Consider the following 17,543-nt stretch of genomic DNA (forward strand, 5'->3'; position numbering starts at 1 on the left):
CGGTCAGGCGCTCAGTACATAGCCGTACAGCCGCTCAATGCCGTCGGCATCGGTCGCGCTGTAGACACCCTGCAGCTCCGGCGAGAACCCGGGCAGCAGGTTAACCCCCTCTTCCAGCGCCAGGAAGTAGCGCTGCACCGCACCGCCCCAAATCTCACCGGGCACCACGCACAGCACGCCCGGAGGATACGGCAGCGCCCCTTCAGCAGCAATTCGCCCTTCGGCCTCGCTGAGGCGCACCAGCTCTACGTTGCCGCGAATAAACTCACGGTTGGCATCCTGCGGGTTCATCACCACCGGCGGCAGGCTGGCCTTGCGGAACATTGCCTTTTGTAGATCTTTGACCGCAAAGCTGACGTAAAGGTCGTGCATCTCCCGGCACAGCTTGCGCAGGGTGTAATCGCGATAGCGCACCGGGTATTTCTGGTAGACCGTGGGCAGCACATCGCAAAGCGGCGTGTCGTCTTCAATGTGCTGCTCAAACTGCCCGAGCATGGCCACCAGCTGCGCCAGCTTTTCCGGGCTTTCCGCCGGGGTGAGCAGGAACAGGATCGAGTTCAGATCGCACTTCTCCGGCACGATGCCGTTTTCCCGCAGATAGTGAGCAAGGATGGTTGCCGGGATCCCAAAGTCGGTATATTCACCGGTTTCAGCGTCGATCCCGGGCGTTGTCAGCAGCAGTTTGCATGGATCAACAAAGTACTGATCCTGGGCGTAGCCTTCAAACCCATGCCAGCGCTCACCCGGCCCGAAGCTGAAGAAGCGACGCTCACGGGCAATGGCCTCTGTCGGATGATCCTGCCACGGTCGCCCCGCCACCACCGGCGGAATAAAAGGTTTGATCATCTTGCAGTTAGCCACGATCGCCTTGCGCGCTTCGATCCCCATTTCTACGCACTCCGCCCACAGGCGACGTCCGCTCTCCCCTTCGTGGATCTTCGCGTTGACGTCGAGGGCGGCAAACAGCGGGTAGAACGGGCTGGTTGACGCATGCAGCATGTAGGCGTTATTGAGTCGCTTGTAAGGGCAAAAACGCGCCTGACCGCGAATGTGGTTATCTTTCTTGTGGATCTGCGAGGTTTGCGAGAACCCGGCCTGCTGCTTATGCACCGACTGGGTCACAAAGATCCCCGGGTCATTCTCGTTAAGCTCCAGCAAGAGCGGCGAGCAGTCAGCCATCATCGGGATAAACTGCTCATAGCCTACCCACGCGGAATCAAACAGGATGTAGTCGCAGAGATGACCTATCTTATCGATAACCTGGCGGGAGTTGTACACGGTGCCATCGTAGGTGCCAAGCTGAATAACCGCGAGACGGAACGGCCGCGCGTCTCCTGCCTTCTCTGGTGCGACTTCATCAATGAGCCCGCGCAGGTAAGTTTCATCAAAGCAGTGTTCGTCAATGCCGCCAATAAAGCCGAACGGGTTACGCGCGGCCTCGAGATACACCGGGGTTGCTCCCGCCTGGATAAGCGCGCCATGGTGGTTCGACTTGTGGTTGTTACGATCGAACAGCACCAGGTCCCCCCGGGTCAGCAGCGCGTTAGTCACCACCTTGTTGGCCGCCGAAGTGCCGTTCAGCACGAACCAGGTTTTGTCAGCATTAAACACTTTTGCGGCATATTTTTGCGCGTCTTTTGCCGCCCCTTCGTGGATCAGCAAATCGCCCAGTTTGACATCGGCATTGCACATGTCGGCGCGAAAGATGTTCTCGCCAAAGAAATCGTAAAACTGACGCCCTGCCGGGTGCTTTTTGAAGAATTCACCATGTTGATGCCCCGGGCAGGCAAAGGTGCTGTTGCCCATCTCAACGTACTGCTTCAGGGTGTCAAAAAATGGCGGCAGCAGATTTTGCTCATAGCGCTCCGCGGCGCTCTCCAGCTCCAGCCACTGCTGGGCTTTACCGTTTATCGCCCCGCTGACACCTTCCGGAAGTGTCGTCTCTGCTTCCGTCAGCATAAACACCGGCAACTGAAAACCGCTGCGCTTCAGCAGCGCCAGAATACCGCTGCGGCTGTCCGCTTCGCTGATGACGACCGCCGCCACGTCGGTAAAATCGGTCGCGTCCAGCGCTACCACTTCCCGGTGCGTAGAGAGTTGAGAAACCAGCGTATGGCTGGCGGCAATTTTCAAAGATTTCATAGGCAATCAGACCCGTTTCGGGAGGAAAATAAAGGGTTAACGACAATGAGTGGGCGTGAACTTCACCGCATGACGATCATAGAAAGTAAACGGAAAGTATGAGAAAACCTACGCTTGCGCGCGCATGGGTGCAGGCAAATTCGTAATGAAGTGGTCATCACTGTCGGCCCCATCTCAGGAGAGGAGAAAATTCGCGCAATCATGGCACCTTTCGCCAGTGGGTGCAAGATGCATTGATTATGCAGTTTCATGAGCAATATCTGGCTTACATTCGGAAAATTATAAATAATAATGCAACAATAACGATTAATTACCAGGAGGGAGTTGTGGTTACAGGGCCATTTATCAACGCCGGAGCCGTACTGCTCGGCGGTGTATTGGGGGCAGTGCTCAGCCAGCGCCTGCCGGAGCGTATTCGTGTCTCCATGACCTCTATCTTTGGCCTTGCCTCACTGGGTATTGGTATTCTGCTGGTCGTGAAGTGCGCCAACCTGCCGGTGATGGTGCTGGCAACGCTCCTGGGCGCGCTGATTGGTGAGTTTTGCTATCTGGAAAAAGGCATTAATGCGGCGGTCGGTAAGGCACAACGAATGGTTTCCAGGCCCGGTAAACACGGCGGTGGTCACGATGCTTTTGTGCAGAATTATGTCGCTATCATCATCCTGTTTTGCGCCAGCGGCACCGGGATTTTCGGCTCAATGCATGAAGGAATGACTGGCGATCCCAGCATTCTGATCGCCAAAGCGTTTCTCGATTTCTTCACCGCCACCATCTTCGCCTGCACGCTCGGCATCGCCGTTGCGGCCATCAGCGTACCGATGCTCATCATCCAGCTGACGCTCGCCGCCTGCGCCACGCTGATATTGCCGATGACCACCCCGGCGATGATGGCCGACTTCACCGCCGTTGGCGGGCTATTACTGGTCGCAACCGGCCTGCGGATCTGCGGGATCAAGATGTTTGCGGTGGTTAACATGCTCCCCGCGCTGCTGCTGGCAATGCCGCTTTCCGCCGCCTGGACCGCTTTTTTTGCCTGAAAATGGTGTTAATGTGCGAAAGTGGTGATAGATTGTGCAGTCTGCTGCGAAATTCATAAATTTCGTTGACGAGGCGAGGTGAATCAGGTTTAATGCGCCCCGTTGCCCGGATAGCTCAGTCGGTAGAGCAGGGGATTGAAAATCCCCGTGTCCTTGGTTCGATTCCGAGTCCGGGCACCACTTATTCCAGAAAAACCAGCCTACGGGCTGGTTTTTTGCTTTCTGCGCCCTCTAAAACCTCACCGCATGATGAATCGTCTCGCCGTCCGAGGTCAGGATCGCAGTATACATTTCCGGGCGGCGATCGCGGAACACCACCCACTGGTCGCGGACGTGGTTAATCGCTTCCAGATCGAAGGTGTGGGTGATAATACATTCCGACGTTTTATCCGCCTGCGCCACCAGCTCACCAAACTGATCGGTAATAAACGAGGAACCGTAGAAGGTCATCTCGTAGTCCGGAATATACTTACTCTTCTCGGTGCCAATGCGGTTGGAAGCAATCACCGGCATGATGTTGGCGGCCGCATGCCCGCGCTGGGTCATGGTCCAGTGCGGCTGGCTGTCCTGCTGGCGGAAGTCAGGCTCACTGCCAATTGCGGTGGGATAGAGCAGAATTTCCGCCCCCATCAGCGCCATGCAGCGCGCGGCCTCCGGGAACCACTGATCCCAGCAGATCCCAAGCCCTATCTTCGCGTACTTCGTTTTCCAGACCTTAAACCCGGTATCGCCAGGGGTGAAGAAATGCTTCTCCTGGTACGCCGGGCCGTTCGGGATATGCGTTTTGCGGTAAACCCCCAGCACTTCGCCCCCGGCATCGACCATCGCCATGCTGTTATAAAAGGCATTATTGTGGCGCTCGAAAAAGCTGCACGGCAGCACCACATCCAGCTCACGCGCCAGCGCCTGAAAGCGCTTAATTAACTCACACTCTTCCAGCGTTTCAGCCAGCACCCGGTGATCCGGATGCTGATCGATGCAAAAGTACGGCGCTTTAAACAGTTCCTGAATCAGGATTATCTGCGCACCTTCGCTCGCCGCCCGGCGGATCAGGGCTTCGGCTTTCTCCAGATTGGCGGATAAATCCCAGCTACAGGCAAACTGGGTCGCGGCAATTGTTACGTTACGAGTCATGATGAACTCCTGTTGAGATAGCATCGTAGGGAATGGGCGGCGAACTGGCGCTCGCCGTAGCGAATAACGAGTTCCCCGGAAATCAGGATAAACAGCACGCCGGTGAGGATGGGCCCACTGTCTGCCCAGTTAATCATCCCCTTGAGCAGCTCGGGGAAGATGAACAGCACCGCGCACATGAAGACGAACCCCATGCACAGCAGCGTACAGAGCACCGCCATCGGCATGCCGCCAGGCACCCGGAAAGGCCGCTCGGTTATCGGGTCGGATATTCGCAGTTTGAGGAAAGAAGCGAAGAAAATCAGATAGCTGATGATGACGCAGGCGCTGGAGAAAGAGAAAACGGACCAGAACATGCTGACGTTATCCCCATGGGCAAACCCGGCGTAAATCAGGGTGATAATGGTCGAGACCAGGCCAAGGATGATATTGGCCCAGTAAGGCGTCTGGTTTTTCGGGTGCCAGCGGCCGATGATGGCCGGAAGCTCCCCTTCGCGCGCAGCCTCTGCCGCCGCGCGTGACGGGGCCATCGCCCAGGTCACCTTATTACCGATGATAGAAAGCATAAAGAAAACGCTCACCAGCACCACCAGCGGACTTCCCTCCCCCAGCAGCAGCTCCAGCGCATCGACAATGCCGGAAACCAGATTTAACTGGTTAAGCGGAATAGCCATCAGAATGCCCATCGAACCGAACACGTAGAGAAACGCAATGGCAAGCGATGCCAGCAGAATAGCCTTCGGCATATCCCGCACCGGGTTGCGCAGCTCTTTTCCCATGCAGGCGACCAGTTCCAGGCCCACGAGGTTGTAGACAATCACTGCCAGAAAACCAATTCCGGAGGATGCCGAAGGAAGCAGCGCGTGAAGCGAGAAATCGTTGGCTGGGCCATTCACCAGCATGTGGTAGAAGCCCGCCACCCCGAGGATCATGATAACGGTGATTTTAAACACCGCCCCGGCAACGGTGAGCCAGATCCCGACGCTGGTTTTATAGTTGATGAACGCAACGGTGAGCCATGTCATCACCAGCACCATCGCCACCTGCCAGGCGAGAGACAGCTCCGGCATAAACACCCGGGCAAACATGCCAGCAAACAGGATATAGCCCGCGGGCATCCAGAGCCCACCCGCCAGCCAGTACAGATATACCGCCCGTGTAGACATTCGAGGACCAAAGGCACGGCGGATCCAGTCATAGATCCCCCCTTCCGCCGGATATGCCGTTCCAAGTTCGGAAGTTATCAGGGCATAGGGAACGATGAAAAACACCAGCGTCACCGCCCACCAGAACAATCCACTGGGGCCGATAGCGGCGGATGCAGTCAGTGTTTCCAGTACGATGACCGCGCACATACAGAACAACGCGATTTGTGAAACGCCCATTTTGCCTTTGCTGCCGGGTATACCCATGCTGACTCCCGATCGTCGAGTAAACGACATGGCGCATCTGCCAATGCCACGCTATGTTTTATTGTCAGCAAGGTTTATGCCAGAAAGAATATTTCTTAATTAACAATATTTATCAAATGGTTACTATAATTACGGACATGATTAAAACCCTACATAGTGCTTAATTTTAAGCACCATGAAGAAAAATAATCGGAGGTAGCATGACCGCAAGCCCCATGGAAACAGACCAGGAATTGCGCACCGCCCTGAAGGTGTTTGGTCACTTTTTCGATGTACTGGGGCAGCCCCTGTCAGTCATCAATTACACGGGGGAGCATCTCTATTACAACCAGGAGAATGCAGCGCTTGATGAGTGCCAGCAGCACGAGGTTTTAGGCAAACCGATGCAGACGCTGTTTCCTGCGATCCGCGAAGAAGATAATGAAATGCTGAGCGCGCTACGCCGCGGCGAGGAGTTCATTAATCACCAGAAAAGCTACTACACGCCGGGTGGCAGGCTGATTGACTACCAGCACACCACCGTGCCGTTATACAACAGCGCAGGAGAGATAATGGGAGTGATTGAGTCCGGGCAGGATCTCTCCCGCTATCGCACGCTACAGCGGCAGGTTTCCGCCCTGAACGAAAAGCTCTTCAGCCGCCAGAAAAAAACCAAACACCGCATTATCCATTCATCCGCCAGAATGCGTGAAGTGCTCAGTAAGGCAGAACGGCTGGCCATCAGCGATGTTCCGGTCGTGATAACCGGTGAAACCGGCACGGGGAAAGAGCTGCTGGCCGATTTTATTCATCGCCAGAGCTCACGGCAAAATAAACCCTTTATTGCCCTGAACTGCAGCGCCCTGCCCGTCTCGCTGATTGAAAGTACCTTATTTGGGTCAGTAAAAGGCGCGTTTACCGGTGCCGAAAATAGCAGTGGCTATTTTGAGCTTGCCCACGGTGGGACGCTATTTCTTGATGAGCTGAACACCATGCCGGTTGAAATTCAGGGAAAGATATTACGTTTCCTGCAAACAAAAACCTTCTGGAAAGTGGGGGGAAATAAAGAGCAGAACGTCGATATCCGTATTATTTCGGCAATGAATGAATCCCCATTTGAAATGATCCGTCAGAAGCGTCTGCGCGAAGATCTCTTTTATCGCCTCGAGGTCGGAATGGTAGACCTGCCACCCCTGCGGGAAAGAAAAGAGGAGATCGTCGAGCTTGCTACCTGGTTTATGACCCGCTATCAGCAGCAGGCGGGAATGAAGGTGTACCCACTGTCAAAAGCTATCCAGCAGCAGCTTATCAGTTACCCCTGGCCGGGGAATATCCGCATGCTGGAGAACGTGATAATCAGGAGCCTTATCCTGCAAAAAGAGCCCGGGCCGCTATCGGAGCTGGTATTCAATGATGAGACCGGGGCCTCTGGCACAACGGCGCACAGCACCGCCTCTGTGCCACCCGCAAACCACCATAGCGATACCGCACCGTTGGCATCCCTCGCCGATAAGGTCGAAGCCTACGAGCGCCAGCTGGTGGTGGAGGCGCTAAAGCACACCGGCAACTGCGTGGCTGAGGCCGCGCGCATGCTGGGGATTTCACGCGGGGCGCTGCAATATAAGGTGAAAAAATATGGTATTACTTTTCATCTGGTTGAGAGGCCGACAAGTGAAGCGTGACAATAAGGGTTAAAATTACCCTTTGCTATATTTTAAACCCCTATTAAATAACCGATGAAATACTTTTACGGATGCGAAAATAATTTGTTATAACGGCAGCCAGAAAATCATCGCATCGGATATTCCCTTATGCATCACACTATTAGCAATGAGAACGACTCTCACACGCGTTCACAGGCTGCGAAAAAAAGCACGCTGGTTAGCGCGGTATTAAATATCTTTTTATCCAGCTTTCAGATTATCACCGGAATATTTTCTGGCTCACAGGGGCTTATTGCCGATGGGGTACATTCATTTTCTGATTTAGTCGCCGATGGCGTGGTGCTGACGGCAAATAAAAAAAGCAGCAAACCTTCCGACGACGATCACCATTATGGTCATCTGCGCTACGAAACCGGGGCGTCGCTCATCATTGGCGCCATCTTGTTTGCCGTGGGCGCGGGGATGATCTGGTCTGCGGGTAACAAGCTGTGGCACCCGGACACCATCGCCAGTGTACATATCTCCGCGCTGTGGATGGCGCTCTTCGCGCTGGTGGTGAAGGAACTGCTTTTCCGCTATATGCTGCGCGTGGCCAAACGTATCCAGTCCTCCATGTTGATTGCCAACGCCTGGCACGCCCGCTCGGATGCTGCGTCGTCACTGGTCGTCTCGATAGGCATCATCGGTAACCTGCTCGGTTTTCCGTGGCTCGATCCGGTAGCCGCGCTGGTGGTGGGCGTGCTGATCGCCCGGATGGGCTACCAGTTTGCGGCAGACGCCTTGCACGATCTGATGGATCGCTGCGCGGATGCCGATACCGAAGCGCAGATCCGCGAACTTATCCTCACCACCCCCGGCGTGCAGGGGTTACACAACATGAAAACCCGCAAGATGGGCGACAGGATCCTGGTGGATGTACATATTGAGGTGGACGGCAGTTTGTCGGTTCAGGAAGGCCATGCCATCGCCGTGGCGGTGCGTGATACGGTGGTGCGCCAGGGGAACGCGCTGAACGTGATGACCCATATCGACCCCTGTACCCCGGCCAAAGTGGTTAACCGTTAACCGGCTAATAATTGCAGGATAGCTCGCAAAATTAAACAATAGATTAACATTCAGACAAACAGAATTTGACATATCTCGTGCCATCGCAGATGTATATACAGGCAAATACAAACATAACAACACGCCACCCTCTGCAACCACCCTAATCGGCAGGAGTATATCTGTATGGCCCTATCCGGCGAGATGAATATTCAGCAAGCCATTGATGACAGTCGCTTTTCTATCTTCCACTGGACGCTCATTATCCTGGGTTTTCTGGTGCTGGCTATCGATGGTTTTGATACCGCCGCCATGGGCTACATTGCCCCGGCGCTCTCCAGCGACTGGGGAATTAAGAAGCAGGATCTCGGGCCGGTACTGAGCGCCGCGCTGCTCGGGCTGTCGCTGGGTGCGCTGATTGCCGGACCGGTTTCGGATCGCATTGGTCGTAAGCGGGTGCTGGTCTTCTCCTGCCTGTTTTTTGGCCTGGCAAGCCTCGGCACCGCCTACGCGCAGTCGATTAACACCCTGACGACGTGGCGTTTTCTGACCGGCCTGGGGCTGGGTGCTGCCATGCCTAACGCTATTACGCTTATCTCTGAATACGCCCCGCAGCGCTGCCGCTCCATGACTATCAACACCATGTACTGCGGGTTTCCGCTGGGCGCGGCGGGCGGTGGATTTATTTCGTCGTGGCTTATCCCGGCACACGGCTGGCACAGCGTGCTGCTGCTCGGTGCGATAGCCCCGCTGGTGCTAACGGTGCTGCTTTTCTTCCTGCTGCCGGAGTCGGTAAAATATCTGGTTAACCGCGGTGGCAACGTCGAGCAAATCAAACGCATCGTGCGCCGCTTTGCCGCGCAGAGCATCGACAACGTACAGCGTTTTTATCTTCATGAAGAGCAGAAAACGCAGAGCAAAGGCAGCGTTTCTCAGCTCTTTTCAGCCGCCTACTTACCCGGCACGCTGATGCTGTGGATGAGCTACTTTATGGGGCTGGTGATTTACTACGTACTGCTGAGCTGGATGCCGATTCTGATGCAGGGCATGGGGTATGAAATGGGGCAATCGGCGATGCTGACCTCGCTGTTCACCTTCGGCGGAACCGCCGGGATCCTCGTTGCAGGCTGGCTGATGGACCGCTGGGAAGCCCACAAAGTGGTCGCCGTTGGCTTCATCGTCACCACCCTGTTTATCATCCTGATGGCCCAGGAAAACAGCCATATCTGGCTCTTTGGGGCGCTGATTTTCCTGATGGGTATCACCATGAACGGCGCGCAGTCCGGGATGCAGACGCTGGCCGCCACCTTCTATCCGACCCAGTGCCGTGCTACCGGCATTGCCTGGATGCAGGGCGTGGGTCGCTTCGGCGGCGTGGCGGGCACCATGATGAGTGCGCAGATGCTCTCCATGCAGTGGCAGGCCGACAGCATTCTGATGTTCCTGGGTCTGCCGGCGCTGATTGCCGCCTTTGCCACTATCTACAAAAAGTGGCGCTGCCAGCCGCTGGCACAGGCCGCGCTGTAGCGCTTAGCAACACCGGGCAGCCCGTCTGCCCGGTGACAGTGAAGCCCATCACAAATCCCCGTCATCAAATCTGCCCGGCTGTCAGCTTTTTCCCCCACCTTAAATCTTAACCCATTGATAATTAAAATTTCCGTGAACATCTCAGGTCAATTGATTCGAAAAATAGTATCAATAAGCATAACTATCGTATTGGATTGCCAATCACCGGAAACCCAGAATGAGCCTATCGCAACTGATTCCGGAGTTCCCAATGTCACAGCCTGTTCTTAACAATACCCCGTATGAAGCCGTTGAAGTGCTGCGTGCCGCCCGGCCTGATTTTCATCCCCGAATTGCTTTGATCCTCGGCTCCGGCCTTGGCGTGCTGGCCGACCGTATGGAGAACAAAACCACGGTGTCATACCAGCAGCTGCCGGGCTTCCCGGTGAGTACGGTAATTGGTCATGCCGGTGAAGTGGTGATGGGCACGCTGCACGGCGTGAGTCTTATCTGCATGAAGGGGCGCGGCCATTTCTACGAGGGCGTCGGCATGGGCATCATGACCCACGCGGTGCGCACTTTTAAACTGCTCGGCTGTGAATTTCTGTTCTGCACCAACGCCGCAGGATCGCTGAACCCGGCCATTCCGGCAGGCAGCCTGGTGGCGCTTAACGATCATATCAATACCATGCCCTCCACGCCGCTGGTTGGCCCGAATGACGATCGCTTCGGCCCACGCTTCTTCAGCCTGGCCAACGCCTATGACCAGGAGCTGCGCCACCAGCTGCACGCTGCCGCCGGCGAGCTCAGCCTGCCGCTGCACGAAGGGGTGTTTGTCTCCTACCCTGGCCCGAACTTCGAGACCGCGGCAGAAATCCGCATGATGCAGAACATGGGGGGCGACGTGGTAGGCATGTCGGTGGTGCCGGAAGTTATCGTGGCGCGCCACTGTGGCCTGAAGGTGCTGGCGGTCTCCGCGATCACCAACATGGCGGAAGGGCTGAGTGACGTGGAGCTTTCCCACGAGCAAACCCTGAAATGTGCGGCCATGGTCACCGACGACTTTGTGCGCCTGATTAGCCAGTTCGTCCAGAACTACGCCTGAATCCTTTCCACAGGCGGGCTGTCCCGGCCCGCCAGGAGACACCATCATGCCTGAACAACCCTTTTCCCGCGCCAATATCAATGCGGTTTCGTACCTGAGCTATTACTTCGTCGGTGCGCTGGTCTCAACGCTTGGCATCGTGCTCGGCCCGCTGTGCGTCGCCTTCCAGAAAGACCCCAGCTTCATCGGTCAGGTCTTTACTCTGATGAACATCGGTATGTTTATTCCGATCATGCTCGGTGGTGTTCTGATGCGAAAATGGGGCTTACAGAAGCCGCTGGTGGCAGCGTCTGCCCTCACCGTATTGATTAGCCTGATCCTGTTCTTCACCCCCACGCTCACCATGTTCAGCCTGGCAGTCGCGGGAATTGGCGCCTGCGGCGGAATTTTCATGACCATCGGCAGCTACCTGGTGGTGCGCATCAACCCGGATGAAAAACGCCGCTCTGCGAGCCTGATTTTCACCGATTTCTTCTTTAGCCTGGCGGGCGCGACGCTCTCTTTACTGCTGGCGTGGCTGTTTAAACTGGGCGCCAGCTGGATAGCGATGTACGGCATTATGGGCGCGCTTGGCGCGTTGATGCTGGCGATGACGCTGCGCTGCCGCTTCCCCTCAACCGAATCTCCATCGCCGGTCAACGAGGAGAGCCCTGCGGCGGCGGAGCCATGGGGGGCCTCGGTGTATCTTATCTGCTTTGCGCTGTTTGCTTTCCTGCTGGCCGAGCCGATTTTCACCATGTGGACACCGGGGTATCTGCAGGCTCGTTTCACCATGACGCCTGAAGCCGCAGCGCTTTACACCACCGTTTACTGGGTAGCAAAAGCCATTGGCCTGTTCCTTAATCAGTTCACCGTTCGTTGGATGAAGCTGCGCACTTTCCTGCTGGTCTGTACGCTGATTGGGCTCGCCGCGATAATGACCATCGGCAACAGCGCCAACACCACGCTGATTCTGGTGGCCTGCGCCGTGTTTGGCTTCTTCAACTCCGGGCTGTTCTCGGGGCTGATGAGCTACGGCTCGCTGCAGGTCAGCCGCAGTTCACCAACGCTGATTTCCGCCCTGCTGACCTGCGGCACCGTCGGAACGCTGCTGTTTACCAGCGTCTCGTCGCTGGTGAATAGCCACCTCGGCCTGCACGGGGCGTTGAATACCTCAACGGTATCCTACGCGGTGCTGCTGGTAGTGCTGGTGATCTCAGTGCTGTTCAGCCGCGCCGAGCGTTTGCACCAGCCTGCGCCAGCGGCGGTTTGACAGGTACGGGAAGGGAGCGGCATCATGCGCTATCCCTTCCCTTGTACGCAGAGCGCCATGATCGATCCTCAGGCTAACAGCCGTATCCGCATCCGGATGCTGCGCTATTTTCAGGTTCTTGCCGACGAGCTGCACTTTGGTCGTGCGGCGGCCAGGCTGAACATCTCCCAGCCACCGCTCAGTATGCAGATTAAAGAGCTGGAAGAGATCCTCGAGGTAGCACTCTTTGAACGAACCAGCCGTAAGGTGGCGCTGACCCGCGCCGGAAAAGTGCTGAAAACGGAGGTGGACCGCATCCTCAGCGCCACCGACCAGTCGCTGAACTACGTGCGTCAGATTGGCCGCAGTGAGCATCAGCACATCACCATCGGCATTGTCGGCAGTGCGCTGTGGGGGACGCTGCTGACGCGTCTGAAAGCCTGCCGGGAGACCATTCCCGGTATGGAGTGGAGCCTGCTGGAGCTTTCTCAGCATCAACAAATCGAGGCGCTGCGCGCGCGAACCATCGACGTAGCGATTAACCGCAACGTCATCCCGGCTCCCGAAGCCAACATTCGCTGCCAGCTTATCTCCCGTGAATCGATGCTGGTGGCGGTGCCTGAAGGTGACGCGCTGTGCCACGAGCCGCGCATTACGCTTGCGATGCTCGCCGCACGGCCATTTATTTCGCTGTCGTTCAGCCAGAGTGATTTTGCCCAACAGCTTTACGACCGCTGCGTTGAGGCCGGGTTTTACCCGCTCATTGCCCACCAGGTGTTTGAGCCGCAAACGGCGCTGGCGCTGGTGAGCGCGGGAATGGGGATTTCGCTATTGCCGGAGACCAGCGCGCTGATCCACTGGCCGGGGGTGGTGTTCCTGCCGCTTGCCCAAATCATTCCCGCCGATCTGTACGCGTTATGGATGGATGAACCGCTCTCTGCGCTGATGGAAAACTTCCTGGCCGCGCTTCACGGCAGTATTTAACCGCAAAGCGCAGACCCGATTAGAGGAAGTCTTTATCCTTCACCACGATGAGGGGTTCGATATCGCTCTCTTTTTTCACCACCAACGAATCGTCGCCGCGCAGGCAGGTCCCGCCGTAGCTGCCGCCCACCGTGAAGGTACACACCTGAATGTACTTACCGTCGACCTTCGGCAAACACCACAGCTGCTGGTAGATGCTCTTGCGATCGGCGAAGTTACCCGAGCTCTGCTCCAGCAGTTGCTCGTCGTGGCTGACCAGATCGATGTTACTGCCACAGCGCCCGGAAATGGGCTTCACGGCGTAACCGGTTTTGGCGAGCTCTTCGTTAACCACGAAATCGGTATCCAGCAGATAACGATGCCCCGGGAACAGCGACCACAGCACCGGCAGAATGGCTTTGTTGCCGGGAATAACCGTCCACAGCGGCTCAAACACCAGCACTTCAGGACGCAGCAGCACGTCTATCAGGCGCACGTCCTGGTACGGATGTCCGGTGCGGATCGGGACGGCGGCATACTCCGTTTCGCTCACTTCGCGTACCTGCTCAATGGCAGTTTCCCACGCCCAGGTCTTCCATACACAGTTCACTAACCTGCCGTCGCCGTCGATAAGCTGCCCGGCATCGTCCCAGCGCAGTTCAGCCAGCCCGCAGAGAATTTTGCTCTCAAACCCGGCCTGGGTCAGGGAGCGCTGAATAAACTGCGCGTGATAGCTCTCTTCGAGATCGTTATCCTGCATGATGTGCACAAATGGCCGCGCCCGGCTGTGCTGCCACGCCCCGGCCAGCTCATCCAGCAGATCTTCCGCCGGATTATGTCCTTTACCGCTATAGCCCTGCTCGGCCCACTGCTCAAGGATAAGACCACCTTCCGTATGGCAGGAGGCAGAGTCGGCGTTGTATTCGTACACCTTCAGCCCGCGTTCATCCATACAGAAATCCATACGACCGGTGATCATATGGTGGCGACGACGCTGCCAGGAAAGGCGCAGACGCGGCCAGAGGATCTTCGGAATATCGAACAGCGCCAGCAGGTTATCGTCTTTCATCACCTTATCTGTCGCGTGCAGATACATCAGATGCAGCTCATTGGTGGCCTTGATGAGTTCCTGCTCGGCGGTCTCTGAAATTGTGAAATACTGGTACGGATCTTTGTTGATCACATGGCCGTTGGCACGCACGTAGGCCATCTGCAGCGGATCCCGCTCGTTGAGCCATTTGCCGTCAAACTGACCTTTATCTGCCAGCCGCGCGCCATGGATCGCCAGCAGTTCGCCAGGAACCTCCGGCTGCGGTTCGCTGTACTGCGCATCATCGGTCTGGATCATCCAGCCCAGAATATGGGTGTCGTCGAAGGTATCGTGGATAGTGTAGTGGCCGTCCTGCACCGTCAGCGTCAGCTCACGGGTCCACTGCTGGCCCGGCGGCAGCGGGTGGTGCAGAACGTTCTGCTCGGCAACCCGCACTTTATTACCCAAAAGCTGGGTGACTACCGCGACGTGACCCGTCTCGTGGAATTCCCCCCCCTTCTGCCAGATAAGCAGCGAACCGGCGACAGGAGGCCGGCGGCAGCCGTTGGCAAACGCTTTCAGCGGCAGGAGGTTATCGTTGACCACTTCGCGCAGGAAGCGCAGCGAGAAAATTTCATAGGCCATGCCGACATCGGTAAAGACAAAGCCGTAGGTCAGAAACAGGAAGCGGCGCGCAAACTCAACGCACTGCCACTTGTGACCCATATATTCATTGCCGATATAACTACGAAACGACGGATCGTCGTGGGAGAAATCGGAACCTAAACTGCTGTAATTCGAAGAGTAAATCGCTACGCCACCTGGCGCGTACCCCAACAGCGTTCCGAATGGGGCATCACTGCTCTTTGTACCTTTGCTCATGCGCAAACCTTAGAAAAAGACCGCCCGAGCAGAATGGTTGGATAAATCCCTCTAGATATGCTGCTGCAGGCATGATGAACCGGTCAGAGGTGCCTTATGATAGCACTGCCGGAGCGCGGAGGTGAGTAAGTGTGAACCCGTAGCCATTTTTTTCTCCGTAAATTAAGTATTATTCATCATAGTTATGAATGGAGAGATAATTATGAATAAAACACTCACTCTTGCCCTCTTTGCCACGCTGTTTTGCGCTGGCGCCCAGGCCGATTCCAAAGTGCTGACCCCGGAGAAAGGGGGTACCCCGAATAAAGTCTTCAGCAAAGCGGAAGCTCCGCAGTTGAAGGTCGTCACCTACAACATGGCGGCAGCGCGCGTGGGTGAACTGAGTGAAGTAGCAAAGGCAATCAAGAGCCTGAACGCAGATCTTATTTCGCTCAACGAAGTTGACGTCAATACCGAACGCAGCGGCAAAGTGGACCAGGTGAGTGAACTGGCAAAACTGACCGGCATGCACGGTGCCTTCGGCAAAGCGATTGATTTTGAAGGTGGCCAGTACGGCGTCGCGATCCTGTCTAAGTATCCGGTGGAAAAACAGCAGGTCTTCAAACTGCCGTCCGGCGACGGTGAGCAGCGCGTGCTGTTGATGGTGCAGGTGCGTAAACCTGGCCTCGCCGAGCCGGTGCTGTTCATGACCACCCACCTCGACTGGCAGGAAGATCCTGCGCTTCGCCAGCAGCAGATCCGTGAGATCAACAGCATCAGCATCGGCAGCACCGATTCCGACGTCAGCGAAATCGCCTCGCGCATTAAGATCCTCGCCGGGGATTTCAACGATGTGGAGGGCAGCGTCGTGCTGAATGAGCTGCAGCGTTACTGGAACCCGGTGCTGGTGCAAGGCAAAGATATGCGCACCTGGCCTGCCGCTAACCCAGCGCTCGATCTCGATCACCTCCTCACCTTCAAGGGCCAGCGCTGGGCAGTAGAGTCACTGACCGTACCGAACCAGAGCCCGGAGTGGAACAACATTAACTGGCCTGCCACCAGCGACCACGTCCCGGTCGTGGCCGAGCTTAAGTTAACCGAGCAGTAAACCATTGGGGGGAGACGGCCGCCTCACCGGCTCCCTCCAATAACCCCTCAGTTCGTTAAACCCTTCCTCTTGCACCTGCTACACTGGCTCAACACCCCATGTAAAAAGGCAGGTCAACATGACAGACAATACCTGGCAACCCCCGAAGGTATGGGAATGGAAGAAAAACAACGGCGGTGCTTTCGCCAACATTAACCGTCCGGTTTCTGGCCCGACCCATGAAAAAGTGCTGCCGGTTGGCAAGCACCCGCTTCAGCTTTACTCGCTTGGCACCCCGAACGGTCAGAAGGTCACCATCATGCTCGAAGAGCTGCTGGCGCTTGGCGTCACGGGCGCTGAATATGACGCCTGGCTCATCCGCATTGGCGAGGGCGATCAATTCTCCAGCGGTTTTGTAGACGTGAACCCGAACTCAAAAATCCCGGCACTGAGCGACCACTCCACGACCCCACCGACCCGGGTGTTCGAATCCGGTAATATCCTGCTGTATCTGGCAGAGAAGTTCGGTCATCTGCTGCCCAAAGATCCGGCAGGACGCACCGAAACCCTGAACTGGCTCTTCTGGCTGCAGGGCGCGGCCCCGTTCCTCGGCGGCGGCTTTGGCCACTTCTTTAACTATGCGCCGGTAAAAATCGAGTACGCGATCGATCGCTTTACGATGGAAGCAAAACGTCAGTTCGACGTGCTGGATAAACAGTTGGGTCGCGGGCGCTATGTGGCGGGCGAAGAGTACACCATTGCCGATATCGCTATCTGGCCTTGGTATGGCAACGTGCTGCTTGGCAACGTCTATAACGCCGCTGAGTTCCTCGATGCGCAGAGCTATAAGAATGTGCTGCGCTGGGCGAACGACATTGCGCACCGCCCGGCGGTGAAACGCGGGCGCATCGTTAACAAAACCAACGGCCCGCTGGAAGAGCAGCTCCACGAACGCCACGACGCCAGCGACTTCGATACGCAAACCGAAGACAAGCGTCAGGGATAATTCGCTATAACCGGGCCTCGTGCCCGGTTTATCCTTCCAGCCGATACCCCGCCATAAAATAGCGGATCGCCGTGGCGGATTCGTTCTCGCGAAAGAAATCCATCACCATATCGCGCTCCAGCCCATAGCGACGGGTGAGGATCCCCGCCTCCCAGGCGCTGAGCTGCCGATCTCCCGTTTTTTCATACATTCGCTGCGAGTATCCGAGCACAAACCCGCGCTTGTAGTCAGCACAGAACTGCGCCACGTTGACCGCGCTGTCGGCTTTTGGCGCATTCAGCCCGGCAATCAGCCCTTTACCAAAATGGTTGTCCATCATGTCAATTCCCTCAATCGTTATAT

14 protein-coding genes and 1 tRNA gene are annotated in these 17,543 nt (G+C 56.3%); 10 read left to right on the top strand and 5 right to left on the bottom strand.

Going from position 1 to position 17,543, the window contains the following annotated elements; translation table 11 throughout:
* Positions 1–3: 3 nt before the first annotated feature.
* On the bottom strand, positions 4–2,142 hold the full coding sequence (locus tag C7387_RS13520) for an ornithine decarboxylase (protein WP_120816873.1): 2,139 nt from the start codon (positions 2,140–2,142) through the stop codon (positions 4–6).
* A gap of 326 nt (positions 2,143–2,468) precedes the next feature.
* Between C7387_RS13520 and C7387_RS13525 the strand changes: the two genes are divergently transcribed.
* Both C7387_RS13525 and C7387_RS13530 read left to right on the top strand, forming a co-directional pair.
* Positions 2,469–3,179 (top strand): DUF554 domain-containing protein, encoded by a 711-nt coding sequence (locus C7387_RS13525; protein ID WP_040903211.1) that lies wholly within the window; start codon positions 2,469–2,471, stop codon positions 3,177–3,179.
* Positions 3,180–3,283: 104 nt separating this feature from the next.
* Positions 3,284–3,359, top strand: a tRNA-Phe gene (locus C7387_RS13530).
* 51 nt (positions 3,360–3,410) lie between these two features.
* Here the strand turns inward: C7387_RS13530 and aguB are convergent.
* Both aguB and C7387_RS13540 read right to left on the bottom strand, forming a co-directional pair.
* A complete protein-coding gene (gene aguB / locus C7387_RS13535) occupies positions 3,411–4,313 on the bottom strand; it encodes an N-carbamoylputrescine amidase (protein WP_120816874.1) in 903 nt (300 codons plus the stop codon).
* The gene (locus C7387_RS13540; protein WP_120816875.1) at positions 4,310–5,725 is read right to left on the bottom strand and encodes an APC family permease; all 1,416 of its coding nucleotides are present in this window, start codon (positions 5,723–5,725) and stop codon (positions 4,310–4,312) included. Before C7387_RS13540 ends, aguB begins: the two co-directional genes overlap by 4 nt.
* Before the next feature lie 200 nt (positions 5,726–5,925).
* Between C7387_RS13540 and C7387_RS13545 the strand changes: the two genes are divergently transcribed.
* The 6 genes from C7387_RS13545 (at position 5,926) to C7387_RS13570 (ending at position 13,238) form a co-directional block, all read left to right on the top strand.
* Positions 5,926–7,386 carry a sigma-54 interaction domain-containing protein gene (locus C7387_RS13545; protein WP_120816876.1) on the top strand — a complete coding sequence of 487 codons (1,461 nt, stop codon included), beginning with the start codon at positions 5,926–5,928 and terminating at the stop codon, positions 7,384–7,386.
* 129 nt (positions 7,387–7,515) lie between these two features.
* Positions 7,516–8,433, top strand: coding sequence for a cation diffusion facilitator family transporter (locus tag C7387_RS13550; RefSeq protein ID WP_120816877.1), 918 nt, complete (start codon positions 7,516–7,518; stop codon positions 8,431–8,433).
* Between the two features lie 165 nt (positions 8,434–8,598).
* The gene (locus C7387_RS13555; RefSeq protein ID WP_120816878.1) at positions 8,599–9,939 is read left to right on the top strand and encodes an MFS transporter; all 1,341 of its coding nucleotides are present in this window, start codon (positions 8,599–8,601) and stop codon (positions 9,937–9,939) included.
* 250 nt (positions 9,940–10,189) lie between these two features.
* On the top strand, positions 10,190–11,023 hold the full coding sequence (gene xapA / locus C7387_RS13560; RefSeq protein WP_038255772.1) for a xanthosine phosphorylase: 834 nt from the start codon (positions 10,190–10,192) through the stop codon (positions 11,021–11,023).
* A 46-nt stretch (positions 11,024–11,069) separates the two neighbouring features.
* Entirely contained in the window at positions 11,070–12,275 is a 1,206-nt protein-coding gene (tsgA, locus tag C7387_RS13565) for an MFS transporter TsgA (protein ID WP_120816879.1), read from the top strand.
* Between the two features lie 24 nt (positions 12,276–12,299).
* Positions 12,300–13,238 (top strand): LysR family transcriptional regulator, encoded by a 939-nt coding sequence (locus tag C7387_RS13570; RefSeq protein WP_050812342.1) that lies wholly within the window; start codon positions 12,300–12,302, stop codon positions 13,236–13,238.
* A 19-nt stretch (positions 13,239–13,257) separates the two neighbouring features.
* Here C7387_RS13570 and gss read toward each other — a convergent pair whose 3' ends face one another.
* The gene (gene gss / locus C7387_RS13575) at positions 13,258–15,129 is read right to left on the bottom strand and encodes a bifunctional glutathionylspermidine amidase/synthase (protein WP_120816880.1); all 1,872 of its coding nucleotides are present in this window, start codon (positions 15,127–15,129) and stop codon (positions 13,258–13,260) included.
* A gap of 202 nt (positions 15,130–15,331) precedes the next feature.
* On the opposite strand from gss, the gene C7387_RS13580 reads away from it, so the two are divergent.
* Together C7387_RS13580 and yghU are read left to right on the top strand one after the other, a co-directional pair.
* Complete coding sequence (locus C7387_RS13580) at positions 15,332–16,216, top strand: endonuclease/exonuclease/phosphatase family protein (RefSeq protein WP_244922377.1); 885 nt, start codon at positions 15,332–15,334, stop codon at positions 16,214–16,216.
* A gap of 118 nt (positions 16,217–16,334) precedes the next feature.
* Positions 16,335–17,201 carry a glutathione-dependent disulfide-bond oxidoreductase gene (gene yghU / locus C7387_RS13585; RefSeq protein WP_006818297.1) on the top strand — a complete coding sequence of 289 codons (867 nt, stop codon included), beginning with the start codon at positions 16,335–16,337 and terminating at the stop codon, positions 17,199–17,201.
* A gap of 28 nt (positions 17,202–17,229) precedes the next feature.
* Here yghU and C7387_RS13590 read toward each other — a convergent pair whose 3' ends face one another.
* Entirely contained in the window at positions 17,230–17,517 is a 288-nt protein-coding gene (locus tag C7387_RS13590; protein WP_038255849.1) for a DUF2623 family protein, read from the bottom strand.
* Positions 17,518–17,543: the final 26 nt, after the last annotated feature.

Origin of the sequence: Yokenella regensburgei (assembly GCF_003634235.1) — a bacterium.
Classification (GTDB): Bacteria; Pseudomonadota; Gammaproteobacteria; order Enterobacterales; family Enterobacteriaceae; genus Yokenella; species Yokenella regensburgei.